Below are 26,432 nucleotides of genomic sequence, written 5' to 3'. Positions count from 1 at the left end.
TTGAGCCTTACTTCAGGGTCACAGTGCCTTTCATCATCGCGATGTGGCCTGGGAACGAGCAGAAGAACATGTATTTGCCGTCAGCCTTGAGCTTGGACACATCGAAGGTCACCGAGTCGGTTTCACCAGCGCCGATGATCTTGGTATGGGCGATGATGCGGGTATCGCCTTCTTTCAGGTAGTTCTTGTCGATACCGGCGGCCATGCCTTCGGTTGCAACCGGCTGCATATCAGCCTCAGTGGTCAGCACCCAGTTATGGCCCATGACGTTCTTCGGCAGGTTGCCGGAGTGTTTCAGATCAACGGTGAATGTCTTGCAGCTCTTGTCGATTTCAATGGCCTTGGTGTCGAAGGACATTTGGTCAGTGGAGTCGACAGTGACCTTGCACTCTGCAGCAAGCAACTGGCCGCTAGCCAGCGTCAGCAGGGAAACAGCAACGATTTTGGCAAACATGTGAATCTCCAAGGCAGGGTTTAAAAAACGCATGTGCGACAAGGGTGCCTGAGGCAGGCAAATGTTCCAATGATCTGAATCAACAGATTGTATACAACTTTAGGCTATCAGACTGATCGACAGAATCAACCGGCCAAAGTGCCGCACACGACCTATGATCGGCCCATCTTTACTTCCTGGAGTCCGAGCCATGCACCTCAACAGCCTGTTGCGCAGCTTGCTTGCCACTTACGCCTGTGGCGCCAGCGGTACTTACGAAACGGTTAATGTCGACTAACGTTTAATCGGTAGAGGCGATTCTGAAACCCGATTAACCCTTGGGGCGCGTTTAAAGGCAGAATAGCCGCCGCTCAACCTCACCTTCGACCCCAGAGGATCGCCCATGGCAAAACCTAATTACTCCTTCGCCAAACGTCAGAGAGACTTGGCCAAGGAACAGAAGAAAGAGGAAAAGCTGCAACGCAAGAAAGCTGCAGCTGACGAAGAAGCAGGCGCACTGAACCCGGATGCCGAAGGTGAAGTGGCTGCTGATGACACTGAAACCCCGAAAGACCCTGCACCTGAGGCCTGAACACCCGCCTCAATGAATACCTGACCTGTATGTGGCGAGCGGGCTCGCCCCGCGTTGGACTGCGCAGCAGTCCCATTTCTGGGGCTGCTTCGCGCCCCAACGCGGGCGATGCGGCGTTCCGACAAGCCCGCTCGCCACAACACGGGAACCATCGGTTATTCCAGCGGCATCACCGTTACCCGCACTTCCGGGTCATGGCTCCCCCCTCCCAGAATCACCCCGCGCAACGGCGAGACATCTGAAAAATCCCGGCCCCAGGCCAGGGTGATGTGCTCCAGTGCCGGCTGCACATTGTTCGTCGGGTCAAAATCCACCCAGCCCGACCGCGGGCAAAACACCGATACCCACGCGTGCGACGCATCGGCGCCGATCAGCCGTGGCTGGCCGGGCGGTGGCTGGGTCAGCAGGTAGCCACTGATGTAACGTGCCGCCAGGCCCCGTGAGCGCAGGCAGGCGAGCATCAGGTGGGCAAAGTCCTGGCACACCCCCCGTCGACGCTCCAGCACCTCCACCAGCGGCGTGGCGACCTGGGTGGCTTCGGCATCGAAGGTGAACTCGCTGAAAATCTTCTCCATCAACGCCTGCACCCCCAACAACAGCGGGCGACCGGGCGCAAAGCAGCTCTCGGAGAACTCGACAAAGTTTTTCTTCAAATGCACGTAGGGCGATTCGAAACGATAGCGGCACGCCTCGATTGCCTCTGCCGACAACGGCTGGCCGCTGTAGCTCAGGCTGTTGCGGGTCTGGTCCCAGGGTGGTGACTGGCTGAAGTCCAGTACCGGCCGGGCCAGCACTTCGACGGTCAAGCCGGCGTTGACCAGCAATTCGTCATGGGGCCGCTCGAACGCCAGCCGGGTGATGGGGTTGCCAAACACGTCCAGCTCATCGCGGCGCGCGGTCGGCTCGGGGCTGATCTGCAACTGGTGCGAGGTGCAGCGCTGCCAGGCACAGGGGCGCGGCCACAGGTGCGCCAGTTGCTGGGCCAGGGACACCGGGCTGTCGTAGTGATAATGGGTGTCGTGGAAAATCTGATAGCGCGCGCTCATTACACAGACACCGTTTGCTGGCTGACATCATCCACGTGGGCAAAATGGCGCAGGGCCAGGCGATCAGAAACTTGCCCGCTCTCATCGGCGACAGCCTGCAACAGGTCCGCCAGGCCATCGAGGGCCGCACGCACGCTGGCGTCGCCAAACAACGGGTTCTCCAGGCAACCCAGGTCAAAGCGCGCCAGGCGCTCCACCAGCGGTGCCAGGCCGGTCTCCCGGGGTACGCCGAAGTCATCGTTGAGCCGGCGCAAAGTGCGGCTCACCAGCTTGAGCTGGAACAGCACCGCATGGGGGTTCTGTTCATCCAGCAGCAACAGGTCCAGCACCGGAATCAATTGCGGCACCGCCAGGTAGCGCGAACGGTAGGTGATGCTGCTGTTGCCCAGTTCCAGCAACCACTCCAGCCCGGCCTGATCGAACACCGCTACCCCGCGCAGGAAGGCCGCGAGGCTGCTGCTGAGAAACTGCAGGCGCTCGATGCGCCGGCCCATCATCAAAAAGCGCCAGCCTTCGTCGCGGGTCATGTCGTCGAGGGCAAAGCCGGACAAGGCCGCCAGGGACATTACCAGGCGATTGAGGAAGTCCAGCAGTTCACCAAAATCCGGCGTCTCGCGTTCCAGCTCCATGGCTTCGCGCTGCAACTCCACCAGGGCCTGCCAGTTCTCCCGGGACAGCTTGCCGCGCACCTGGGACGCCGCCCACTGCAGACGCTGCAGGTTGGCCCGCAGGCTCGAGGGCCAGTCATCACCGAGCAGGGCCTGCAGCAGGCGCTCGGGCAACTCGCCCTCCTCCGGCAGCAGGCGCAGGCTTTCCCCCAGTTCCACGGCGGCCTGCAAGGCCAGGGGGTCGTCACCGTCGACATAGCGCGCCAGGACGATGCGCAGCCAGCGTGCACTGTCATCACAGCGCTCACAGTAACGGCCGAACCAGAACAGGTTTTCTACGACCCGCGAAGGCAGGTACGGGTCGCGACGTACCAGGTCGTGGGTGCCGATCGCCCGCTGCGCGCGCCATTGCTCGCCACCGGGCGCGCGCTCGCCCAGCACCCAGGTGTCCTTGCTCGCCCCGCCACGCTGCATCGAGACCACTTCGGCATCGGCCTGCGCTGCCACGCGGGTCAGGCCACCCGGCAGCACCCGGTAGCCATCCTCACCGGCCACTGCGTACACGCGCATGCCGATGGCGCGATGTTGCAGATGGTCATCCACGGTGTGCCAGACCGGCGCCTGGGACAGTTGGGCCAACTCCTGGGCCACATAGGCGTAGGGTCGCGCCTGCATGCGCTCGGCCAGGGCCTGGCGTTGCTCATCGTTCAGGTCGCGGCCAAACACCGGGGCAAAACTTTGCGAAGGGAACGCCGGCTTGATCAGCAGTTCCGGCAGTTTTTCCAGGGCTTCGGCCAGCACCGGCGCTTCGCCGCACCACCAGGTGGCGATGGACGGCAGGATCAGTTCTTCGCCAAACAGAAACTGATTGATCTTGGGCAGGAACCCCAGCAGCCCGGGCGATTCCAGCACGCCGGCGCCTAGGGCGTTGGCCACCAGCACATTGCCCTGGCGTACCGCGTCCAGCAGGCCGGGCACGCCCAGGGCCGAGTCGGTGCGCAGTTCCAGGGGGTCGCAGAAATCATCGTCCAAGCGCCGCATGATTGCGTGCACACGGCGCAGACCACTGAGGGTCTTGAGGTACACGGTGCTGTCGCGCACGGTCAGGTCGCCGCCTTCTACCAATGGGTAGCCAAGCTGACGGGCCAGGTACAGGTGTTCGAAATAGCTTTCATTGAAGCGCCCCGGGGTCAGCAGCACGATCAGCGGCGGCTGGTCATCGCCGGGCGCCTGGCGGGCCAGGGTTTCCTGCAGGGTGCGGAAGAACCCGGTGAGGTGCTGCACCTGCAAGTCGCGATACAAATCCGGGAACGCGCGGGAGACGATGGTGCGGTTTTCCAGGGCATAACCGGCGCCGGACGGCGCCTGGGTACGGTCCGCCGTGACCCACCAACGGCCATCCGGGGTGCGCGCAAGGTCCACCGCATACAGGTGCAGGAACACCCCATCGGGCGGCTGGATGCCCTGGCACGGCCACAGGAAGTTGTTATGGCCAAACACCAGCTCAGCCGGCAGCAAGCCTTCGGCAATCAGGCGTTGCGGGCCATACAGGTCGGCCAGTACCGCGTTGAGCAGCCGCGCACGCTGGGCGATACCCGCCGCCAAATGCGCCCATTCATCCGCAGCCAATACGTGGGGTAGCAAGTCCAGCTCCCAGGGGCGGTCGGCGCCCTTGGGGTCGGCGTAGACGTTATAGGTCACGCCGTTTTCCTGGATCTGGCGGGTCAGTAGCGCCTGGCGCTGGGCCAACTGCGCCGGGGTGCTGCGCTGCAGATGGTCGAGCAGGCGCTGCCAATGGGCGCGCACCGCGCCGCTGTCGTCCAGCAGTTCGTGATAAGTGCCCGCAGTCAGCGGGTAACGGTCGAGCAAGTCGGACATGGAACGCTCGGCAGGGGCAAGGGAAGGCAGATTAACTCACAAACACTGCAAATCTACTGTAGGAGCGGGCTTGCCGGCTCCTACCTTAGGTTTGTGTTTAGTCATTTTTATGGGGAATACGCCGTAGGTCCAGGGTCATAGGCAGTTCATCGTTGATCACCACCGGTGGTATCGGCAACTTCCCGGGGCTATGCCCCAAGCGGAAAAACCGCGCCATGCGCCGGCTCTCCGCTTCATTGGCATTGACCGGCAGGCTGTCGTAATTGCGCCCGCCCGGATGGGCCACGTGGTACTGGCAACCGCCCAGGGAGCGCTGCATCCACGTATCGAGCAGATCGAATACCAAGGGTGCGTGCACCGCAATGGTCGGCTGCAGGCAGTTGGCCGGTTGCCAGGCGCGATAACGTACGCCCGCGACGAACTCGCCCACCCGGCCGGTGGCGTGCAGCGGCACGGCCACGCCGTTGCAGGTCAGCACATAGCGCTGGGGTGGCAAGCCGCTGAGTTTCACCTGCAAACGCTCAAGGGATGAATCCACATAGCGCACCGTACCGCCCGCTGCGCCCTCTTCGCCCAGTACATGCCAGGGCTCCAGGGCCTGGCGCAGTTCCAGCTCGATACCGCTGACGGCATAGTCGCCCACCTTGGGAAAACGGAACTCCAGGTGTGCGGCAAACCATTCGGCACGCAGCGGATAACCGGCCGCGTTGAGTTCGACGATCACGTCGGCAAAATCCTGCTCGATAAAGTGCGGCAGCAGGAACCGGTCGTGCAGCTCCGTGCCCCAGCGCGCCAGCTTTGGCGGCGCGTAGGGCTCACGCCAGAAGCGCGCCACCAGGGCTCGCAACAGCAACTGCTGGGTCAGGCTCATGCGTGCGTGGGGCGGCATCTCAAAGGCGCGCAGCTCCAGCAAACCCAGGCGGCCGGTGGCGCCGTCGGGGGAGTAGAGCTTGTCGATGCAAAACTCGGCGCGATGGGTGTTGCCGGTCACGTCGATCAGCAGGTTGCGCAGTAAGCGGTCCACCAGCCACGGCGGGCATTCCTCGCCTGGCGCGGGCATCTGCGCGAAGGCGATTTCCAGTTCATACAACGCATCGTTGCGCGCCTCATCCACCCGTGGCGCCTGTGAGGTAGGACCGATAAACAGCCCGGAAAACAGGTACGACAAGGACGGGTGGTTGTGCCAGTAGCTGATCAGGCTGCGCAGCAGGTCCGGGCGGCGCAGGAACGGCGAATCCTTGGGCGTGGCGCCGCCCAGCACGAAGTGGTTTCCGCCGCCTGTGCCAGTGTGGCGCCCGTCGATCATGAATTTTTCGGTGGTCAGGCGAGTTTGCCGGGCTTCCTCATAGAGGAACTCGGTGCGCTCCACCAATTCATCCCAGGTCGTCGATGGCTGCACGTTGACTTCGATCACGCCTGGGTCGGGCGTGACGCGGAAGTTGCTCAGGCGTGGATCGCTCGGCGGCTCGTAGCCTTCCAGCAGCACCGGGCAATGCAGTTCATGGGCGGTGGCCTCGATGGCGGCCACCAGCTCCAGGTAGTCCTCGACCCGCTCCAGGGGCGGCATGAACAGGTAGAGCCGCCCCCCGCGCGCTTCGGCACACAAAGCGGTGCGGGTCAGCCAGTCAGCGGACTCGTCGACCTTGGGCACACGCTCGTCGATGGGGGCGGGCTCGCCAGGCGCTGGCGCGGTGAAGGGCAGCTCCGGCAGGTCCTGATTGGGGTCGGTCGGATGCACAAAGGGGTAGTCTGCCGCCGTCACCCACGGCTGTGAGGCCAGGGGCAAGCGATAGCCCAGCGGCGAATCACCCGGTACCAGCCGGCAATGGCTGTCGCGCAGGTACCACCGGCCACTCTGCCAGCGATCATTGGCCGCCGTGCGCGCCAGGGGCAGTACATGGCCGATGACTTTATCCAGGCCCTGGCTGAACACCTTGCGCAGGCGTTCGCGCTCCAGCCCATCCTCCAGGCGTGAATCCTCGGCGCTGACGTTCTGCGGCAAGGCACCTTCGCGCCACAGGTAGTAAAAATTGTCCTCGAAGGCCGGGAATACATAGCGCGCGGGGAGTTTCAGGCGCTCGGCAATGCTCGCCAGGAAGCGCCCGGCCATCACGTCATCGGCGCCGTAGTCTTGCTGCTCGTCGGCAATCAACGCGTCGTTGTGCCAGACCGGCACGCCATCGCGGCGCCAATGGCAATTGAGCGACCAACGCGGCAGTTGCTCGCCGGGGTACCACTTGCCCTGGCCGAAGTGCACCAGGCCCTTGGGCGCGTAGTGCTTGCGCATGCGCTGGAACAACTCGGCAGACAGGCGGCGCTTGTCCGGGCCGAGGGCGGCGGTGTTCCATTCGGCACCGTCGGGGTCGTCGATGGAAACAAACGTCGGCTCGCCGCCCATGGTCAGGCGCACATCGTCCTTGAGCAGGTCGCCATCGATCTGCCGGCCCAGGGCCTGGATCGCCAGCCATTGTTCTTCGGTGTAGGGCTTGGTCACCCGGGGGGCTTCCCAGATGCGCTCCACGGACATTTCGTGGGTAAATTCGCACTCGCACGGCTCCACCAGCCCACTGATCGGGGCGGCGGACGATGGATCGGGACTACAGGCCAGCGGAATATGGCCTTCACCGGCGAACAGCCCGGAGGTGGCATCCAGGCCAATCCAGCCGGCGCCGGGCAAATACACCTCGCACCAGGCGTGCAGGTCGGTGAAGTCCACCTCGGTGCCAGACGGGCCGTCGAGGGCCTTGACGTCGGCGGTGAGCTGGATCAGGTAACCGGAGACAAATCGCGCCGCCAAGCCCAGGTTGCGCAGCAATTGCACCAGCAGCCAGGCCGAATCGCGACACGAGCCGGAGGCGTTTTCCAGGGTGAATTCCGGGGTTTGCACGCCCGGCTCCATGCGGATCAGGTAGCCGATATCCGCCGCCAGGCGCTGGTTGAGACCGACCAGGAAATCCACGGCCGGCAGCGGCGTACGGTCGATAGCGGCCAGGTACGCGGCAAATTTTGGCGTCAGCGGCAGGGTTTCCAGGTAAGGCGCCAGCTCGCGCTGCTCATCGGCGGCGTAGCTGAAAGGGATTTTTTCGGCGTAGGGCTCAAGGAAAAAGTCGAACGGGTTGAACACCGCCATCTCAGCGACCAGGTCGACTTCGATGCGCAGCTCATCGGTTTTTTCCGGGAACACCAGGCGCGCCAGGTAATTGCCCTGGGGGTCTTGCTGCCAATTGATGAAGTGCTGCTCGGGCAGCACCTTCAGCGCATAGGACAGGATCCGCGTGCGGCTATGGGCCGCCGGGCGCAGGCGCACAATCTGCGGGCCAAGCTCCACCGCACGGTCGTAACGGTAATGCGTAACATGGTGCAACGCGACATGAATCGACACGGCGGCCTCCTGCGAGCCAGGGCATGGAAACAAAGCGCGCAAGACTTATGCCAGAGCGGCGGTCATTACGCTTTATCGAGGGACCCGGTGCAGTACAGCACCAAAACGGCGCGAGAGTGAACGCCGTGGTGCGAGGGTTGCACATATTTGTGGCGCAAGTGCGGGGCGCAGTGGTGAATCTACCCAATCAACGCTTTTTGCGCGTTGCGATTGCGGCTTGGCGCAGGTGGCGTATTTCAAGCAGCCGCTGGCGCATTTCGCGATGGCGCTTGCTGTTGAGCAGCAGCAAGCCCAGCAATGGGAACAATAAGCTCAAGCTATAGATCAACGGATGCTGCTGATCACTGATGGCGGGCAACACACTTAGGAGGCACAACCCCAGAAGCACCGCCAGCGGCCGCACCCATTGCGCACGTCCGCGAGCAATCATGAAATTGCAGTGCACCACCACCAAGGTGAGCGCGATGCCACCCAGGAACGAATACTTTGCATTGTCCTCAATGGGAAGGTCCTGAAAATAGCTGTCGAAAAACAACGGAACTGCAAATACCAACGTAAAAATGGACGCGAATATCCCCCCCATAAAAACCGGGAAATACTGCGAAAGAAAACTACGAATGCTGGGAAACTCATTCATTGCTCGATCTCTTCGTATAGGCCTACAGCAACAGTCCGAACATTCCCCGAAATCGCACTGCCGGTAAAACCGACCGCAGCACCCAAGGCATCCTTAATTTGCGTGACTGTTGCATGCTTGACTTCGGTAGGCGCGAAACGCTTGGGTAGTTCACCCGACAACTGCTTCAACTTAATCATCTTCGATGTCAAGCGAGGGTCGTTGATACTCAATAGTTCCTTGGTCAGTTTGGCTCGCTCCTGCCGACTCAGGCCCTTGAGCACCTCTCTCACACTCTTGCCGGTTGTCACCCTGTTCAGCCTCACCAGCTTGACCGTTGTCAGTGCCGATGCTCCAACCCCAACCAGCGACGCAGCATCCAACACGATCATGGTGTACTGATACCACTCCTCGCTATCGAGTTGATCGTTGCGTGCGGGGTTTCTGATCTCATTGACAGTGCGATATCCACTGGCAAAACACTGGACAGAGCTGGCAGCCGCAGCGGTGTAACCAAGCGCCGCGACCACGGTACTGGCTCCCGCCGAAAACGGAATAGCAACGGTACCACTCAATACTACGACCCAGCCGATCACAGCACCGGCGCAGGACAAAGTGGTGTTGATCGCTTCGCCGACCAGACGCGACTCCCGCGGATTGTCCTGCACCTGCTGGGCAAACTGCGCCGGCGAAACGTACTTTTGCGCCTCACGCAAAATGATGCGCTTGGGCTTGATGCTGCAGATCGGCTTGAACTCGCGCAGGGTAATGACATTGAAGTCAGCGTCGATATACACCACCCCCGCGCCGACGATGCCGGGGTCGGCGTCGATGGCGGCGAACAGGCGTGGGAGGTTGATCTGGATTTCGATGCGCTGGCGCGCCATGAACTGGGAGCGGTTGGAGTCCATGCCGATGTTGAGCAGGGGGTTGCTCATGGGGTGTTCTTCCTTGAAGGGTTCGAGTGACCGCAGAGGCCTCGTTTCTGTAGGAGCGAGCTTGCTCGCGAAAAATTCACAAGCGCCGCGTTTGTCCAGGCAGCTCACATTGAGGCAAGGCTAGTAAATCCACACATTCACCATTTTTTGTACTTTGCAGTCGCAGCCTGGCGCAGATGGCGCAGCTCGACGAGTTTCTGTCGCATTGCCCGATGACGCTGACTATTGAGCAACAGCAACCCCGCCAACGGAAACAGCAGCCCTATTACATACGCTGCCATATGTGGCCGATAGCTATAGGTTGGCAACACGACCAGCAAACATACAACGTAGAAGGCAGCGATGACCCAAGCCCCCCACTCTCGCCCTCTGATCATGACGAAATGGCTGAACGCCAAGAGCAAGCCCAAGAAAACTGCCGCCAGAAAAGAGTAACGCGCCCGCTCTGGGTCACTGCGAAAAAATGTACTTGAAGCCAATGAAATAGCGGCGGAAAGAGAGAAGCAGGCAAGGAAGAATGCGCATATAAACGCTGGAAAATATTGCGCTAAAAAAGCTCTCAATGAACTCGGACGATCCATCACTCAACCTCCTCATAGAGGCCAACTGCAATCGTTCTAATGTTGCCTGATATAGCGCTCCCGGTAAGACCAACGGCTGCCCCGAGGGAGTCTCTGATCTGCGTCACAGTAGCGTGATTGATCTCGCTCGCTGAATAGCGCTTGGCCAGCTGACCGGAGCGCTGGCGCAGTTTCAAGAGTTTATTGCTCAGTCTTGGATCTTTCAGGCTCAGCAACTCTTTGGTGAGCGCCTTGCGTTGCTGGCGGGACAACCCCTTGGACAACTCGTACCAACTTCTGCCAGTGGTCACCTTTCTAGCCTGCAGCAGCCGAAGAGTCGTCAGAGTAGAGGCGCCGGCCCCCAGCAGTGAAGCGGCGTCCAATACCGGCATTGCATAGTGATACCAGTCCTCGCTATCCATATCGTCGTTGGCTGCCGGGTCATTGAGTTCGTTGATAGTTCTCACACCCCCGACGACACATTGCGCAGTACTGGCCGCTGCAGCCGTCGCACCGATGCCCGCCACCACCAGGCTCGCGCCACCAGTGAAAGGCACGGCGACTGTACCGCTGAACACCACAATCCAACCGAGGATTGCGCCCGCACAAGACAGGGTCGTATTGACTGCTTCGCCCACCAACCGGGACTCACGCGGGTTGTTAGCCACCTGATTGGCAAACTGCGCCGGCGAAATGTACCTCTGCGCCTCACGCAAAATGATGCGCTTGGGCTTGATGCTGCAGATCGGCTTGAACTCGCGCAGGGTAATGACATTGAAGTCAGCGTCGATGTACACCACCCCCGCGCCGACGATGCCGGGGTCGGCGTCGATGGCGGCGAACAGGCGTGGGAGGTTGATCTGGCTTTCGATGCGCTGGCGCGCCATGAACTGGGAGCGGTTGGAGTCCATGCCGATGTTGAGCAGGGGGTTGCTCATGGGTGTTCTTCCTTGGAGGGTTCGAGTGACCGCAGAGGCCTCATTTCTGTAGGAGCGAGCTTGCTCGCGAAAAATTCACAAGCGCCGCGTTTGTCCAGGCAGCTCGCGTTATCGTTGACGTTTTTCGCGAGCAAGCTCGCTCCTACAGGTATGGCAGCTTAACGGGCGCCACCTTAACAAACAGGTTCCCGACCCGCTAGAAAGCAAAACGCCAGCACGAGGCTGGCGTTTTGCATGTTCAGGCTGCGATCAACGCGGTACGACCGGCTTGCGCGCAGGCTTGCCGCCCTTGCCCTTCGCCGCATCAGCGCGCTCCTTGGCCGCCTGCTTGTTACGTGCCTGGGCCGCGGCCTTGGCTTGTTCGCGCTTGTCCCACGGGTTGCTGCCGTCGCTGCCGCGAGGTGGCAGGCCGGTGTGCTGGGTGAGAATCCTGGTGGTGGTTTCCTTGGCGACCTTATGGCTGCCCACCGGCGTCGAGTTCTTGCGACGGGCACTCTGGTAGCTGTCGGTGGACGGCTGGTGCAGCGGGATCAACTGGTCCTTGCCCGACCCGATCAAGTCGGCGCGGCCCATGCGGGTCAATGCTTCACGCAGCATCGGCCAGCCCTTCGGGTCGTGGTAGCGCAAGAACGCCTTGTGCAGGCGGCGCTGGTCTTCGCTCTTGACGATGGTCACCGCGTCGCTCTTGTAGGTGACCTTGCGCAGCGGGTTCTTGCCCGAGTGGTACATCGCGGTGGCGGTGGCCATTGGCGAGGGGTAGAACGCCTGCACCTGGTCGGCGCGGAAGCCATTGCCCTTGAGCCACAGGGCCAGGTTCATCATGTCTTCATCGGTGGTGCCCGGGTGGGCCGCGATGAAATACGGGATCAGGTACTGTTCCTTGCCCGCTTCCTTGGTGTACTTCTCGAACATGCGCTTGAACTTGTCATAGCTGCCGATGCCCGGTTTCATCATCTGGTTGAGCGGACCTTCCTCGGTGTGTTCCGGGGCGATCTTCAGGTAACCACCGACGTGGTGGGTCACCAGTTCCTTGACGTACTCCGGCGACTCGACAGCCAGGTCGTAGCGCAGGCCGGAAGCGATCAAAATCTTCTTCACACCCGGCAATGCACGGGCGCTGCGGTACAGCTGGATCAAGGAGGAGTGGTCGGTGTTCAGGTTCGGGCAGATGCCGGGGAACACGCACGATGGCTTGCGGCACGCGGATTCGATTTCCGGGCTCTTGCAGGCGATGCGGTACATGTTCGCGGTAGGGCCGCCGAGGTCGGAAATCACCCCGGTAAAGCCCGGGACCTTATCGCGGATCTCTTCGATCTCGCGAATGATCGACTCTTCGGAACGGTTCTGGATGATCCGGCCTTCGTGCTCGGTGATCGAGCAGAAGGTGCAGCCGCCGAAGCAGCCACGCATGATGTTCACCGAGAAGCGGATCATGTCGTAGGCCGGGATCTTCTCCTTGCCGTACACAGGATGCGGGACACGTGCGTAAGGCATGCCAAACACGTAGTCCATTTCTTCGGTGGTCATGGGAATGGGCGGCGGGTTGAACCACACGTCTACTTCGCCATGCTTCTGCACCAGGGCGCGGGCGTTGCCTGGGTTGGTTTCCAGGTGCAACACGCGGTTGGCGTGGGCATACAGCACCGCGTCGCCACGCACTTTCTCTACGGAAGGCAGGCGGATCACGGTCTTGTCGCGGGTCATGCGCGGGCTGGCCAGGATCTGTACGACCTTGGCTTCTTCCGGATCTTCAACCGGCCCCTTTTCCTGCTCGATGGCGCAGGCCTGGGTGTCCTGGGTATTCACGTACGGGTTGATGATCTTGTCGACCTTGCCCGGGCGGTCGATACGGGTGGAGTCCACTTCGTACCAGCCGGCTGGCGTGTCACGGCGAATGAACGCGGTGCCGCGCACATCGGTGATGTCTTCGATCTTGTGGCCCCACGACAGGCGCTGGGCAACTTCGACGATGGCCCGCTCGGCGTTGCCGTACAGCAGGATGTCGGCGGTGGCATCGATCAGGATCGAGTTACGCACCCGGTCCTGCCAGTAGTCGTAGTGGGCGATGCGACGCAGGGAGGCCTCGATACCGCCGAGTACGATCGGCACGTTCTTGTAGGCTTCCTTGCAGCGCTGGCTGTACACCAGGCTCGCGCGGTCCGGGCGTTTGCCGGCCATGCCGCCAGGGGTGTAGGCGTCGTCGGAACGGATTTTCTTGTCGGCGGTGTAGCGGTTGATCATCGAGTCCATGTTGCCGGCCGCGACGCCGAAGAACAGGTTCGGCTCGCCGAGCTTCATGAAATCGTCTTTGGACTGCCAGTTGGGCTGGGCAATGATCCCGACGCGAAAGCCCTGGGACTCCAGCAGCCGGCCGATGATTGCCATGCCGAACGACGGATGGTCAACGTAGGCATCACCGGTGACGATGATGATGTCGCATGAATCCCAGCCGAGCTGATCCATCTCCTCCCTGCTCATGGGCAGGAATGGCGCTGGACCGAAACATTCGGCCCAGTACTTGGGATAGTCAAATAACGGCTTGGCTGTTTGCATGACGGTGACCGGTGTTGAGATGAAAAATCGCGGGCGCGGAATATAGCACAAATTTTGACCAATTCCGACGGTAATGGTCGGAATTGTGGAGTGCCCTGAATTGTGAATGCTTTGCAATGTGGGAGCGGGCTTGCTCGCGAAAGCGGCGGATCAGTCAGTCGATATATTGACTGACACACCGCCTTCGCGAGCAAGCCCGCTCCCACATTGGAGGGCGCTTATTCGTCGTCGTCGAAGTTATAACTGCCCGGCGCCAGGTTTTCGAAGCGCGTGTATTTGCCGATGAAGGCCAGGCGGATAAAGCCGATCGGCCCGTTACGCTGCTTGCCGATGATGATTTCGGCAATGCCCTTGTGCTCCGTCTCGGGGTGATACACCTCGTCGCGGTACACGAACATGATCACGTCGGCATCCTGCTCGATCGCTCCGGATTCCCGCAAGTCGGAGTTCACCGGGCGCTTGTTCGGGCGTTGTTCCAAGGAACGGTTGAGCTGGGACAGGGCCACCACCGGGCAGTTGAATTCCTTGGCCAGGGCTTTGAGGGACCGGGAGATTTCGGAAATCTCGTTGGTACGGTTATCACCGCTGGAGCCAGGGATCTGCATCAACTGCAGGTAGTCGATCATGATCAGGGCGATATCGCCGTGCTCACGCACCAGGCGCCGGGTACGCGCACGCATCTCGGAGGGGCTGATACCGGCGGTGTCGTCGATGAACAGCTTGCGGTCATTTAGCAGATTGACCGCCGAGGTCAGGCGCGGCCAATCGTCGTCTTCCAGGCGACCGGCGCGCACCTTGGTCTGGTCGATCCGACCCAGCGAGGAAAGCATACGCATGATCAGCGATTCGCCTGGCATCTCCAGGGAGTACACCAGTACGGCCTTGTCGCTGCGCAACACGGCGTTTTCCACCAGGTTCATCGCAAAGGTGGTCTTACCCATGGATGGACGGCCGGCGACGATGATCAGGTCGGACGGCTGCAGGCCGCTGGTCTTCTCGTCGAGGTCGGTGTAGCCGGTGGAGATACCGGTGATGGCGTTGTCGGTGTTGAACAAGGTGTCGATACGGTCGATAGCCTTGGTCAACAGGTCGTTGACGCTGACCGGGCCGCCGGTTTTCGGGCGGGCTTCGGCGATCTGGAAGATCTGCCGTTCGGCTTCGTCGAGGATCTCGGCGGCAGTGCGGCCTTCGGGGTTGAAGGCGCTGTCGGCGATTTCGGTGCTGATGCCGATCAACTGGCGCAGGGTTGCCCGCTCGCGCACGATTTGGGCGTAGGCCTTGATGTTGGCGACGGATGGCGTGTTTTTCGCCAGCTCGCCTAGGTAACCGAGGCCGCCAACTTGTGAAGTCTGGCCTTCCTTGTCCAGTTGCTCGGCCAGGGTCACCACGTCGATCGGTGAGTTCTGGTCGGCCAGCTTGGCAATGGCGCGGAAGATCAGGCGGTGGTCATGGCGATAGAAGTCACCGTCCGAGACTTGATCGAGCACGCGTTCCCAGGCGTTGTTGTCCAGCATCAAGCCACCGAGCACGGCCTGTTCGGCCTCGATGGAATGCGGCGGCACCTTCAGGGCAGCGGTTTGCAGATCGTATTGCTCAGGAGCTGAAATATCGTTCATGGCCACTTGGAATTAGGGGTGTGTAGAAAAACAAAAGGCACGACCTGTAAACAGGATCGTGCCCGATGTTAACTGGCTGACACGCGAGGTGCCAGTCAGTTAGGTGCTTCTTAAGCTGCTACCACGACAACGCGTACGGTGGCTTCAACTTCAGCGTGCAGGTGCACGGCTACGTCGAATTCGCCTACGTTGCGGATGGTGCCGTTCGGCAGACGAACTTCGCTCTTCTGCACTTCAACGCCGGAGGCGGTCAGTGCGTCAGCGATGTCGTGAGTACCGATCGAACCGAACAGCTTGCCTTCGTCGCCAGCGGTGGCAGTGATAGTCACTTCCAGCTCGGCCAGTTGGGCAGCACGGGTTTCAGCCGAAGCTTTTTTGTCTGCTGCGGCTTTTTCCAGCTCAGCGCGACGCTCTTCAAACGCGGCCAGGTTGGCAGCGGTTGCAGCGGTGGCTTTGCCGTATGGCAGCAGGTAGTTACGACCGTAGCCGGCCTTAACGTTTACTTTGTCGCCCAGGTTGCCCAGGTTGGCGACTTTTTCCAGAAGGATCAGTTGCATGTGAAAATCCTCTAACTTTTAACCTTCACCGTTCGCGTTATCGGCGTCTTTCGGCGCCAGACGACCGCGAAAATCAATCAGGCCGTCGACAATGGCCAAGACCACGAGTAACGGATAGATCAGTTGCATAAACAGCAACAGCGTCACGTACAACCCCACCAGCCAGAACTTGGCCAGGCGCTTTTGCGCCACCAGCCCGTGTATCAGGGCCAGCCCGGCAATCACCAGCGGTACGCTGCACAACGGCGTCAACATGGCCATTTGCGGGCCGAAGTTCGGCCCCACAAGCATGCACGCCAGCAGCAACATCGCTGGGCCTGCGGGGATTCTGATACTGCGAAACTCGCGACCAAAACCACCCGGGTTATACAACAACGCCTGCCAGTAGCGCCCAAGAATCAGGCTCAGCACACTGACGATCTGCAACAGTGCCGCTATCAGGCCGGTAAGGACCGGAGCAATCAGTGTGGCCATGCGCGCTCGCTCATCTACCGACAATTGCTGGTAGAGATCCCCGAGGGCCAGTGGCAGGATTTTTACCAACTCCTGCGACAGCGCCTCGATTTGCGGGCGGAAAGCCGCGCCAAGCACCACTGAATACACCACTCCCAATGCCACGCTGACCAGCAGCGTACGGACCCAGGACTCACTTGCGCGCAGAACCAACGCAAGGCTCGAAGACCCCAGCAGTACCAGAAGTACCCGTGGATCGTCGAATTGCAGCCACCAGATCAAGGCCGGCAGCAACCCCAGGGCAAGGACGCCCAAGGCGTCCTTCAAACCGCGCCGCAGCAGCACAAGGCTTCCTGCGGCAGCACCCAACCAATACAACAACGGCAACGCTGCACATCCAGCCACTACCAGAGTGGCCTGCACACGACCGCGCATGATGAACTCAGCTAAGGCGCGCATGCATTCAATCCCTTACTACTTGTCGACTGCCCGGTCTCAGCGGCCGTGGCTGTCGGTGTAGGCCAGCAGGGCCAGGAAGCGGGCGCGCTTGATAGCGGTGGCCAGCTGACGCTGATAACGAGCTTTGGTACCGGTGATACGGCTTGGAACAATTTTGCCGGTCTCGGATACGTAGGCTTTCAGAGTGTTGAGATCTTTGTAGTCGATCTCCTTCACTTCTTCAGCGGTGAAGCGGCAAAACTTACGACGACGGAAGAAACGTGCCATTTGATAGGCTCCTTAATAAGGTCCGTGGATTACTCGTCAGCGTTATCGCTGTTGTCGCTGTCATCACTATCAGCGCTTTCAGCGCCTTCGTGCTCAGGACGGTCGCGACGCTCACGGCGCTCACTGCGGTTTTCTTCAGCCTTGAGCATCTCGGATTGGCCGGTAACGGCTTCTTCGCGACGGATGACCAGGTTACGGATCACTGCATCGTTGTAGCGGAAGTTGTCTTCCAGCTCGGCCAGGGCCTTGCCAGTGCACTCAACGTTCAGCATCACGTAGTGAGCCTTGTGAACATTGTTGATTGCGTAGGCCAGTTGACGACGGCCCCAATCTTCCAGACGGTGGATTTTGCCGCCGTCTTCTTCGATCAGCTTGGTGTAACGCTCAACCATGCCGCCGACTTGCTCGCTTTGATCCGGGTGGACCAAAAAGATGATTTCGTAATGACGCATGAATGCTCCTTACGGGTTGTAGCCTGCCGCTCAAAAACGGTCAGACAAGGAGTGAATGACACTTAGGAATCTTGCCGCTGGGAGGCACATGCGTGCCCGCCGGGAAGGCAAGGGGCGCAATTGTAGAGAAGGGGAAGAAAGGGTGCAAGGCAATTGGTGATTATTTGAACAATCTTTCAAGCGATGCAAAACCAGTGTGGGAGCGGGCTTGCTCGCGAATACGTTAGGCCAGCCAACATTTATGGCGACTGACACTGCGCATTCGCGAGCAAGCCCGCTCCCACATTTGGACCTGTGCCAGGCCTGATTACTTCTTGGTCTTGGCCTTGGCGCCGCGCTGGCGCTGGGCTTCGAACAGGCAGACGCCCGTTGCGACTGAAACGTTGAGGCTGCTGACGCTACCGGCCATCGGCAAGTGCACCAGGTAATCGCAATGCTCACGGGTCAGGCGACGCATACCCTTGCCTTCTGCCCCCATGATCAAGATGGTCGGGCCGGTAAGGTCCTGGTCATAGATGCTGACCTCGGCCTCCCCCGCCGTACCCACAACCCACAAGCCGCGCTGCTGGAGTTTTTCCAGGGTGCGCGCCAGATTGGTCACGGCCACCAGCGGAATCACTTCCGCCGCGCCGCAGGCGACTTTACGTACCACCGGCGTCAACGTGGCCGACTTGTCTTTAGGCACGATCACCGCCAACGCACCGGCAGCGTCCGCCGAACGCAGGCAGGCGCCGAGGTTGTGCGGATCGGTCACCCCGTCAAGCACCAGCAACAGCGGCGCGCCTTCGGTGCGATCGAGCAGCTCGTCGAGCATCGCCTCGCCCCAGACCTGGCTCGGACTCACGTCCGCGACCACGCCCTGGTGCACGCCTTCGACCCAGACGTCCATTTCACGACGCTCGGCCTGGCCGATGGCAACCTTGTTCTGGTTGGCCAGCTCGACCAGCGCTTGCACGCGCGGCTCGCTACGACCTTCGGCCAGCCACACTTGCTTGACGCGCTTGGGATGGTGACGCAACAACGCTTCTACGGCGTGCACGCCGTAGATTTTTTCCAGACTCATGACTTGGCCTTAGGTTTGCGCGACCCGCCGCTTTTCGCAGGGGCCGAACCCGCCTTAGGCGGGCCTTTACGGTGCTTACTCGGTTTGCTCGACGGTTTGTCGGCGCCCTGGGACTTTCCCCCAGACGCCGCTTTACCACCGCTTTTGGCTTCGTTGAGCAACTGCTGCTTCAATTCGCGACTCTTGCGCAGCTCGGCGTTTTTCGCCGCGGCATCGCTAGGACGGTAAGCATCGCTGACCTTTTCCTTGGTCGACGAGCGACGAGCAGGCTTGGCGGCTGGCTCAGCTGCAGCGGCAGCTTTCGCCGGAGCGCCTTTTTTCGCCGGTGCTGCAGTTTCAGCACCACGCTTTTTGCGGCCAATCGGAGCGTCGATGGTTTTTTCAGCCATCTCGAAGTCGATCTTGCGTTCGTCGAGATCGACGCGCATGACCCGCACTTCGACGGTATCGCCCAAACGGAAGCTGCGACCGGTGCGCTCGCCCGCCAGGCGGTGATGCACAGGGTCGAAGTGGTAGTAGTCACCCGGCAAGGCGGTGACGTGCACCAGGCCTTCGACGTAGATGTCGGTCAGCTCGACGAACAAGCCAAAGCCGGTCACGGCGGTGATCACACCCGGGAACGACTCGCCTACGCGGTCTTTCATGAACTCGCACTTGAGCCAGTTCACCACATCGCGAGTGGCTTCGTCGGCACGGCGCTCGCTCATGGAGCACTGCTCGCCCAACTGTTCCAGGGCCGCTTCGTCGTACGGATAGATCCGTGCCTTCGGAATGGTCATGGCACCGGCGCGCTTGACGTGCGGGGTGTTCTGCTTGGAATGGATCACGCTGCGGATTGCGCGGTGCGTGAGCAGGTCCGGGTAGCGACGGATCGGCGAGGTGAAGTGCGTGTACGCCTCGTAATTCAGGCCGAAGTGGCCCTGATTGTCGGCGCTGTACACTGCCTGGCTGAGGGAACGCAGCATCACGGTCTGGATCAAGTGGAAATCCGGACGATCCTTGATGCTGGCCAGCAAAGCCTGGTAATCCTTCGGCGATGGGCCGTCCTTGCCTTTGTGCAGCGACAGGCCGAGCTCGCCGAGGAAGGCGCGCAGCTTTTCCAGGCGCTCCGGCGGCGGACCATCGTGGACCCGATACAACGCAGGAATCTCGTGCTTTTTCAGGAACTCAGCGGTGGCCACGTTGGCCGCCAGCATGCATTCCTCGATCAGCTTGTGCGCGTCATTACGGGTGGTCGGCGTGATCTCGGCGATTTTGCGCTCGGAACCGAAGATGATCCGGGTTTCCTGGGTTTCAAAATCGATCGCGCCACGCACATGACGAGCGCCCAGCAACACCTTGTACAGCGAGTACAGCTGCTTGAGGTGCGGGACTACGTCTGCATACTGGGTGCGCAAAGCCTTGGCTTCGCTGGTCTTCGGCGTTTCCAGGATGGTGCTGACCTTGTTGTAGGTCAGGCGCGCCTGGGAATGGATCACCGCTTCGTAGAACTGGTAGTCGGTCATTTCGCCGGTTTTCGAGATGCTCATCTCGCACACCATGGCCAAACGGTCGACTTTCGGGTTCAGGGAGCACAGGCCGTTGGACAGCTGCTCCGGCAGCATCGGGATCACGCGCTCAGGGAAGTACACGGAGTTGCCGCGCACCTGGGCTTCGTTATCCAGGGCCGAACCGATCTTCACGTAGCTGGATACGTCAGCAATCGCGACGAACAACTTCCAGCCGCCGGAGAACAGGCGCAGTTTGCCGGGCTTGGCTTCGCAGTAGACCGCATCGTCGAAGTCGCGGGCATCTTCACCGTCAATGGTGACGAACGGCAGATGGCGCAGGTCGATGCGCTTCTCTTTGTCTTTTTCTTCGACTTCCGGCTTGAGCTTGGCGGCTTCCTTGAGCACGGCCTCAGGCCAGACGTGCGGGATATCGTAGGTGCGCAGCGCAACATCGATTTCCATGCCCGGCGCCATGTAGTTGCCGACCACTTCGACGATATCGCCCTGTGGCTGGAAGCGCGGGGTTGGCCAGTGGGTGATTTTCACCTCGACAAACTGACCGACCTTGGCAGCGCCATTGCGGCCCGGGGTTACCAGCACTTCCTGCTGGACCTTCGGGTTGTCCGGAATCACGAAGCCGATGCCGCCTTCTTCGAAGTAACGACCGACGATGGACTCGTGGGCACGGGACACCACTTCGACGATCACGCCTTCACGGCGACCGCGACGGTCCAGGCCGGACACGCGCGCCAGGGCACGGTCGCCATCGAATACCAGGCGCATTTGCGCCGGGCTCATGAACAGGTCATCGCTGCCATCGTCAGGGATCAGGAAGCCGAAGCCATCACGGTGACCGGCAATGCGGCCAAGGATCAGGTCGAGCTTGTCCACCGGGGCGTAGGTGCCACGACGGGTGTAGATCAACTGTGCATCGCGCTCCATGGCGCGCAGGCGGCGGCGCAGCGCTTCGACCTGGTCTTCGGTGGTCAGACCGAATTCTTCAACCAGCTGCTCGCGGCTAGCAGGCGAACCCCGATCGGCGAGATGCGCCAGGATCAGTTCGCGGCTAGGAATAGGGTTTTCATATTTTTCCGCTTCACGAGCGGCCTCGGGATCGAGGGACTGCCAATCGGCCATTAGAGAGTTTTCACCTTGTCTATATGTGGGTTAGTTTGGCATACGCGTATTGAAACGGGAAATTTCCAGCAATAACTAGCCGGGAAATGCGTTTTATAGCCCCAGTAAGCCACCTTGCGCGACCGCCCGCGAAATTTTCCAGGCTTTTTTGATGACGGGGGTTTACAGCGTAAAAGTCACTCCGTATAGTGCGCGCCATCGACGACGGCAACGTTGAAGATACTGCCCAGATGGTGAAATTGGTAGACACGCCAGCTTCAGGTGCTGGTGACCGCAAGGTCGTGGAAGTTCGAGTCTTCTTCTGGGCACCAATTCAAAACCCAAGGTCAGCCTTGAGTTTCACAAAAACCCGCGAAAGCGGGTTTTTGCGTTACAGGCCTTTGATTTTTAACTGAAAATTTGATTTATAAAATCAAATCAGGGGTTTACAGATCAAAAAGCCCGCCGTATAGTTCGCCCCATCAACAGCGGCAACGTTGTTTGATAATGCCCAGGTGGTGAAATTGGTAGACACGCCAGCTTCAGGTGCTGGTGATCGCAAGGTCGTGGAAGTTCGAGTCTTCTCCTGGGCACCAAATTCAGATCAAACCCGCGAAAGCGGGTTTTTTCGTTTCTGGGGTTTAAAAACTCTGCCAGCAATTCCAGCCATGCCCGGACTTGAGAAGGTTTATCGTTTATCCTTGTAAGAATTTGTTGCATACAAGTGAGGAACACCCCGGATGATGATCCGCGATATCCGTCTCAAGACATCCCTTCTGCGTGGCCTGACCATCACTCTGCTCGGCCTGACCCTACTCTCGCCCACCGCCTATTCCGCCGACAAGGTTGAACTGACCCTATACAACGGCCAGCACAAGGAAGTCGGCGATGAACTCGCCAAGGCCTTCGAGGCCAAGACTGGCATCCATGTGAATGTGCGCAAGGGCAGCAGCAACCAACTGGCCAGCCAGGTCGTTGAAGAGGGTGATCGCTCCCCTGCCGACGTGATCTACACCGAAGAGTCCCCGCCGCTGAACAAACTCGGCGAACAAGGCCTGCTGGCGACCATCGATGCCAGCACGCTAGATGTATTACCCAAGGAATACGTGGCCGCCGACGGCGCCTGGATGGGCGTGACCGCACGCACCCGGGTCGTGGCCTTCAACCCGAAACTGATCAAGGAAGACCAACTGCCCAAGTCGGTGCTGGATTTTGCCGGCCCCGAGTGGCAAGGCAAGGTTGGCTTCGTCCCAACCAGCGGCGCCTTCCAGGAACAAGCCGTCGCGATCCTCAAGATGCACGGGCGCGACGCCGCCGAAGAATGGCTCACCGGCCTGCGCGCGTTCGGCAAGGTCTACAGCAACAATATGGTCGCCCTCAAAGCCGTGGAAAACGGCGAAGTGGCCACGGTGCTGGTGAACAACTACTACTGGTTTGCCCTGAAAAAGGAAAAGACCAACCTGGATTCGCAACTGCACTACTTCACCGATGGCGATGCCGGCGGCCTGATTACCGTATCCGCAGCAGCAGCACTGAAATCCAGCAAGCACCCCAAGGAAGCCCAGCAACTGCTGGCGTTCATGGCCAGCGAAGAAGGCCAGCGCGTGATTACCAACACGTCCGCCGAATACCCGCTGCGCAAAGGCATGGAATCCAATCGCGGCCTCAAGCCATTTAGCGAACTGCAACCGCCGAAAATCACTCCCGCCGACCTGGGCAATGCCGAAGAAGCCCTGGAGCTGGAACGTGAGGTTGGCCTGAACTGATGAACCCATCGCTACCGACCCCCGCCTTGCGCGGGGGTTTTAGCCCACGGCGCAAGCGCCCCTCGATCTGGTTGCTGCTGCCGGTCTTACTGTTGGTCGGCCTGAGCCTGCTGCCGTTGGTGTATGTAGGCCTCAAGGCCTGGCAAGCCGGCTGGGCCGAGGCAGTGCATCTGCTGTGGCGACCGTATGTGTTCGGGTTGCTGCGCAATACTTTGGCACTGATGATCGGCGTGACCGTGGCCTGCGCCGTGATCGGCCTGTCCCTGGCCTGGCTGCTGGAGCGCAGTAACCTCCCGGGCCGGCGCATCTGGGGCGTGATTTTGTGCCTGCCGTTTGCCGTGCCGGCGTTTGTCAGCAGCTTTACCTGGGTGTCGCTGAGTGCCCAGTTCGAAGGCCTTGGCGGAGCGATCCTGGTGATGACCCTGTCCAAGTACCCTCTGGTGTTTTTGCCGGTAGCGGCCACCCTGCGCAACCTCGATCCGTCCCTGGAAGAGTCGGCCCGCACCCTGGGGCTCAATCGCTGGGGCGTGTTCTTTCGCATTACTTTGCCGCTGTTGTGGCCGTCGCTGCTGGCCGGCGCCCTGCTGATTGCCTTGCATATGCTGGTGGAATTCGGAGCCCTGTCGATCATCGGCCTGCAAACCTTCACCACGGCGATCTACCAGCAGTTCGAACTGGAGTTCAGCAATGCCAACGCGGCGATGCTGTCTGCGGTGTTGCTGATGATGTGCCTGACCCTGCTCTGGCTGGAATTGCGCGTGCGCGGCAAGGGCCGCCATGTGCGCACCGGGCAAGGCGCGGCGCGGCATGCCGAGCAGGTTCGACTGGGAAAATGGGCGCCACTGGGTCAGCTTTATTGCTTGATGCTGGCGATCATTGGCAGCGGCATTCCACTGGGGATGCTCGGTTACTGGCTGGCCGTCGGTTCTTCGGCCGCCTTCCCGGTCGCGCAAATCAGTGAGGCGTTGCTGTCGTCCCTGGCCTTGTCCCTGGGCGGCGCCGCACTTTGCCTGGCGCTGGCGGTGCCAGTCGGCTTGCTGGTGGTGCGCTACAAGGGCCAACTGGCGCTGTGGGCCGAACGCCTGCCCTACCTGCTGCACGCCCTGCCCGGCCTGGTGATTGCCTTGACCCTGGTGTATTTCGCCCTGCATTACGTGCCGGCGCTGTATCAGACCTCGGCACTGCTGTTGATCGCATATGCATTGCTGTTCTTGCCGCTGGCCCAGGCGCCGATCCGGACCGCGCTGAACAAGGCGGCGCCCCAACTGGAGGAAGCGGCCCGCACGCTGGGTGCATCGTCATTCAGCGCATTTTGCCGGGTGACCTTGCCGATTATCTTTCCGGCATTGGGGGCCGCGTTTGCGCTGGTGTTCCTCGATGCGATGAAGGAATTGACCGCGACCCTGCTGCTTAGCCCGACCGGGCTCAATACCTTGGCCACTGCCGTGTGGGCGCATACCTCGAATGTGGAGTTTGCGGCGGCGGCGCCTTATGCAGCGTTGTTGATTGTGGTGTCGGGGTTGCCCGTCTATCTGCTCACGACGCGGATGTATCTGAGCCGCTGAGGCCGCAATCGCGGGCAAGCCCGCTCCCACATTGGAACGCGATTACCTGTGGGAGCGGGCTTGCCCGCGATGAGGCCCGAGCAGCCAACCTCAGGCCCGAAACTGCCCCAGGCTGGCCTTCAACTGCGCCGCCAACCCATCCAGCACCTTGCCACTGGCGGTGGTTTCCACCACCGCCTGGGCCGCACGCTCGGCCTGGGCGTGGATCACTTCGACCCGACCACGCACCGCATGCGCGCCCTGGGCCTGATGCTCGGCAGCCCGAGTCGCCAGGCCTATCGCCGCATGCACCTGCTCAACCGAGGCCTGTACCGTTTGCTGCAAGCGCACGCTGTCGCGCAGTACCAGCAGCCCCTCACTGGCCTGGCGTCCGGCCTTGCCGATGGTTTCCACCGCCTCGCGCGCGCCTTGTTGCAGCGCCACGATATGCGCCTGGATATCGCCCGTGGAGCTTTGGGTTTTACTGGCCAGCGCGCGCACTTCGTCCGCCACCACCGCAAAACCACGCCCGGTCTCACCGGCCCGCGCCGCTTCGATAGCCGCGTTCAGGGCCAGCAGGTTGGTCTGCTCGGCGATGCCGTGGATCACCGTCAGCACCACTTCAATCTGCTCGCTTTGCTGGGCCAGGCGCTCGATCACCTTGGAGCCGGCCTGCACCTGGCCCGCCAATGCCTCGATCAAACTGCCGACCTCGGCCGAGGTCCGCGAATTTTCATCGGTGGCCTGGCGAATATCCACCACCTGCTGCAACGCGGCCTGCATGGCATGGCTTTCGGCTTGGGCCTCATCAGCCATTTGCGACAGGGCCCGCAGACTTTCGGCCACTTCATCGCGCTGCAAGCCCGCCGCCGCATCGGCACCGGCGTTGCGCAGAGTCATCGCGCCGATTTCCACACCGGTACGCTGCGCCACATCACCCGCCTCCCGCACAATGGGCTGCAACTTATCCACAAAGCGATTGACCGCCGAGGCCATGGCGCCGATTTCATCCTGGCTGTTGATCTGCACACGCTTGGTCAGGTCGCCCTCACCCGCCGCCAGATCATCCATGGCCGCAATCAGCAGTTTCAAGCGGTTGACCACACGCCGCCCAAGCACCACGGCAATCAGCAACAATACGCCCAGGCCAACCACCGCCAGGCCCAGGCCGATGCGCCAGCGCAAGGCTTGCGCGGCCTCCTGTACCGCACCCGAGGTGTTGGCCGTCATTTCCGTGGCCGTGGCTTGCGCCGACTGCAGGCGGGCGCCCATGGCTGCCGCACTGTCGGCCGCTGCGCCCTTGAGGCTATCCCCCACCAATTGACCGCCGCTGGCGATCAGCGCAGCAAAGCGCTGGTCCAGCGCCGTCAGGTCAGCCTCCACCGCCGCAGTGGAAACCCCCATGAGCACCTTGCCGATCTCCACGCCATTGGGGCTGATAGAGGCTTCGACGTAGTACACCGAAGGGTCGTTTTTCGCGGCATTCAACACTTTATCCAACGCACGGTCACCCTCGCCTTTCTCCAACAGCGCCTTGTTGATCGGGTTTTCCCGGTTCAGATAACGGGTCAGATGCTGGCCAGTAGCGTCGTCATACACCACAAACAACACATTGGGATTGCGCTGGGCGCGCCGGGCGAATTCCGACAGTGCCGGAACATCACTGTCCCACATCGCACGCGGTGCAACCGAGGCCAGCAACTGCGCCATGTCGTTGGCAGAGTCTTTCAGGTCCTTTTCCAGGGTCGCACGCAGTTGCTGCTGCTCTTGCTTCAAACGCGCAGAAAGCCCGGCAGTCAGGCGGTCACTGATACTGGTCGATAAGCTGTCCAGGCTGGACATCACTTCCTTGCCCGCCTGCGTCAATTCGCCCGACAGTTTCTGGCTGTCGACGCCCAGGCGCTTGCCCAAATCGGCTTCCAGGGCCGTGACTGTGCTCCGGGTCAGGGCGACCGCCACCAGCACTTGCACCAAAAGAGCGATACCAAGGGTAACGAACACCGGTCGCAACAACCGGCTTTGTAACAATGAGAGAACGGCAGACATCGGGAATCCCTCCACCACGGGTGCCATTAAATTGATAGCACCGCGAAAGAGAGAAACAT

The 26,432-nt window shown here is 60.9% G+C and carries 20 protein-coding genes and 2 tRNA genes; 5 read left to right on the top strand and 17 right to left on the bottom strand.

Features of this window, described 5'->3' with window-relative positions; translation table 11 throughout:
• Positions 1 to 7 precede the first annotated feature (7 nt).
• The gene (gene azu, locus GDV60_RS03515; protein WP_154907262.1) at positions 8 to 454 is read right to left on the bottom strand and encodes an azurin; all 447 of its coding nucleotides are present in this window, start codon (positions 452 to 454) and stop codon (positions 8 to 10) included.
• Positions 455 to 836: 382 nt separating this feature from the next.
• On the opposite strand from azu, the gene GDV60_RS03510 reads away from it, so the two are divergent.
• Positions 837 to 1,025: a hypothetical protein gene (locus tag GDV60_RS03510; protein ID WP_070996421.1), complete on the top strand. Its 189-nt coding sequence runs from the start codon at positions 837 to 839 to the stop codon at positions 1,023 to 1,025.
• 155 nt (positions 1,026 to 1,180) lie between these two features.
• On the opposite strand, the gene GDV60_RS03505 is transcribed toward GDV60_RS03510, so the two are convergent.
• The 15 genes from GDV60_RS03505 to rnr all read right to left on the bottom strand — a co-directional run bounded on the left by GDV60_RS03505 (position 1,181) and on the right by rnr (position 21,038).
• Positions 1,181 to 2,071, bottom strand: a complete 891-nt coding sequence (locus GDV60_RS03505) for a transglutaminase family protein (RefSeq protein WP_029300524.1) — start codon at positions 2,069 to 2,071, stop codon at positions 1,181 to 1,183.
• A complete protein-coding gene (locus GDV60_RS03500; RefSeq protein ID WP_133713913.1) occupies positions 2,071 to 4,557 on the bottom strand; it encodes a circularly permuted type 2 ATP-grasp protein in 2,487 nt (828 codons plus the stop codon). The genes GDV60_RS03505 and GDV60_RS03500 overlap by 1 nt, the downstream gene beginning before the upstream one ends.
• 97 nt (positions 4,558 to 4,654) lie before the next feature.
• On the bottom strand, positions 4,655 to 7,939 hold the full coding sequence (locus tag GDV60_RS03495; protein WP_159906307.1) for a DUF2126 domain-containing protein: 3,285 nt from the start codon (positions 7,937 to 7,939) through the stop codon (positions 4,655 to 4,657).
• A gap of 187 nt (positions 7,940 to 8,126) precedes the next feature.
• Positions 8,127 to 8,576 carry a hypothetical protein gene (locus GDV60_RS03490; RefSeq protein WP_159906305.1) on the bottom strand — a complete coding sequence of 150 codons (450 nt, stop codon included), beginning with the start codon at positions 8,574 to 8,576 and terminating at the stop codon, positions 8,127 to 8,129.
• On the bottom strand, positions 8,573 to 9,493 hold the full coding sequence (locus GDV60_RS03485) for an NAD synthetase (protein WP_159906303.1): 921 nt from the start codon (positions 9,491 to 9,493) through the stop codon (positions 8,573 to 8,575). Before GDV60_RS03485 ends, GDV60_RS03490 begins: the two co-directional genes overlap by 4 nt.
• A gap of 137 nt (positions 9,494 to 9,630) precedes the next feature.
• Positions 9,631 to 10,074, bottom strand: a complete 444-nt coding sequence (locus GDV60_RS03480) for a hypothetical protein (protein ID WP_159906301.1) — start codon at positions 10,072 to 10,074, stop codon at positions 9,631 to 9,633.
• Positions 10,074 to 10,991 (bottom strand): NAD synthetase, encoded by a 918-nt coding sequence (locus GDV60_RS03475; RefSeq protein WP_159906299.1) that lies wholly within the window; start codon positions 10,989 to 10,991, stop codon positions 10,074 to 10,076. The genes GDV60_RS03480 and GDV60_RS03475 overlap by 1 nt, the downstream gene beginning before the upstream one ends.
• Positions 10,992 to 11,240: 249 nt before the next feature.
• Positions 11,241 to 13,544 (bottom strand): YgiQ family radical SAM protein, encoded by a 2,304-nt coding sequence (locus GDV60_RS03470; RefSeq protein WP_029300547.1) that lies wholly within the window; start codon positions 13,542 to 13,544, stop codon positions 11,241 to 11,243.
• Positions 13,545 to 13,762: 218 nt separating this feature from the next.
• Positions 13,763 to 15,160 carry a replicative DNA helicase gene (gene dnaB, locus GDV60_RS03465; RefSeq protein ID WP_017138451.1) on the bottom strand — a complete coding sequence of 466 codons (1,398 nt, stop codon included), beginning with the start codon at positions 15,158 to 15,160 and terminating at the stop codon, positions 13,763 to 13,765.
• A gap of 110 nt (positions 15,161 to 15,270) precedes the next feature.
• Positions 15,271 to 15,717, bottom strand: a complete 447-nt coding sequence (rplI, locus tag GDV60_RS03460) for a 50S ribosomal protein L9 (RefSeq protein WP_003171376.1) — start codon at positions 15,715 to 15,717, stop codon at positions 15,271 to 15,273.
• Positions 15,718 to 15,735: 18 nt separating this feature from the next.
• The gene (locus tag GDV60_RS03455) at positions 15,736 to 16,629 is read right to left on the bottom strand and encodes a hypothetical protein (RefSeq protein WP_029299607.1); all 894 of its coding nucleotides are present in this window, start codon (positions 16,627 to 16,629) and stop codon (positions 15,736 to 15,738) included.
• A gap of 36 nt (positions 16,630 to 16,665) precedes the next feature.
• Positions 16,666 to 16,896, bottom strand: coding sequence for a 30S ribosomal protein S18 (rpsR, locus tag GDV60_RS03450; RefSeq protein WP_003171373.1), 231 nt, complete (start codon positions 16,894 to 16,896; stop codon positions 16,666 to 16,668).
• Positions 16,897 to 16,925: 29 nt separating this feature from the next.
• Positions 16,926 to 17,348 carry a 30S ribosomal protein S6 gene (gene rpsF / locus GDV60_RS03445; protein WP_003217491.1) on the bottom strand — a complete coding sequence of 141 codons (423 nt, stop codon included), beginning with the start codon at positions 17,346 to 17,348 and terminating at the stop codon, positions 16,926 to 16,928.
• Between the two features lie 307 nt (positions 17,349 to 17,655).
• Positions 17,656 to 18,411 (bottom strand): 23S rRNA (guanosine(2251)-2'-O)-methyltransferase RlmB, encoded by a 756-nt coding sequence (gene rlmB, locus GDV60_RS03440; protein WP_032862039.1) that lies wholly within the window; start codon positions 18,409 to 18,411, stop codon positions 17,656 to 17,658.
• Entirely contained in the window at positions 18,408 to 21,038 is a 2,631-nt protein-coding gene (gene rnr / locus GDV60_RS03435; protein WP_159906297.1) for a ribonuclease R, read from the bottom strand. Before rnr ends, rlmB begins: the two co-directional genes overlap by 4 nt.
• Before the next feature lie 224 nt (positions 21,039 to 21,262).
• Here rnr and GDV60_RS03430 point away from each other — a divergent pair.
• From GDV60_RS03430 to GDV60_RS03415, 4 genes are all read left to right on the top strand, one after another.
• Positions 21,263 to 21,349 (top strand) — tRNA-Leu (locus GDV60_RS03430).
• 177 nt (positions 21,350 to 21,526) lie between these two features.
• Positions 21,527 to 21,613: transfer RNA gene (locus GDV60_RS03425), tRNA-Leu, on the top strand.
• A gap of 144 nt (positions 21,614 to 21,757) precedes the next feature.
• The gene (locus tag GDV60_RS03420; RefSeq protein ID WP_159906295.1) at positions 21,758 to 22,783 is read left to right on the top strand and encodes an extracellular solute-binding protein; all 1,026 of its coding nucleotides are present in this window, start codon (positions 21,758 to 21,760) and stop codon (positions 22,781 to 22,783) included.
• Positions 22,783 to 24,348 (top strand): iron ABC transporter permease, encoded by a 1,566-nt coding sequence (locus tag GDV60_RS03415; RefSeq protein WP_104911466.1) that lies wholly within the window; start codon positions 22,783 to 22,785, stop codon positions 24,346 to 24,348. The genes GDV60_RS03420 and GDV60_RS03415 overlap by 1 nt, the downstream gene beginning before the upstream one ends.
• 90 nt (positions 24,349 to 24,438) lie before the next feature.
• Here the strand turns inward: GDV60_RS03415 and GDV60_RS03410 are convergent, their stop codons facing one another.
• The gene (locus GDV60_RS03410) at positions 24,439 to 26,373 is read right to left on the bottom strand and encodes a methyl-accepting chemotaxis protein (protein ID WP_159906293.1); all 1,935 of its coding nucleotides are present in this window, start codon (positions 26,371 to 26,373) and stop codon (positions 24,439 to 24,441) included.
• Positions 26,374 to 26,432: the final 59 nt, after the last annotated feature.

The organism is Pseudomonas sp. DTU12.1 (assembly GCF_009873475.1).
Classification (GTDB): Bacteria; Pseudomonadota; Gammaproteobacteria; order Pseudomonadales; family Pseudomonadaceae; genus Aquipseudomonas; species Aquipseudomonas proteolytica.
This window is presented reverse-complemented; position numbering and strand designations above follow the sequence as displayed.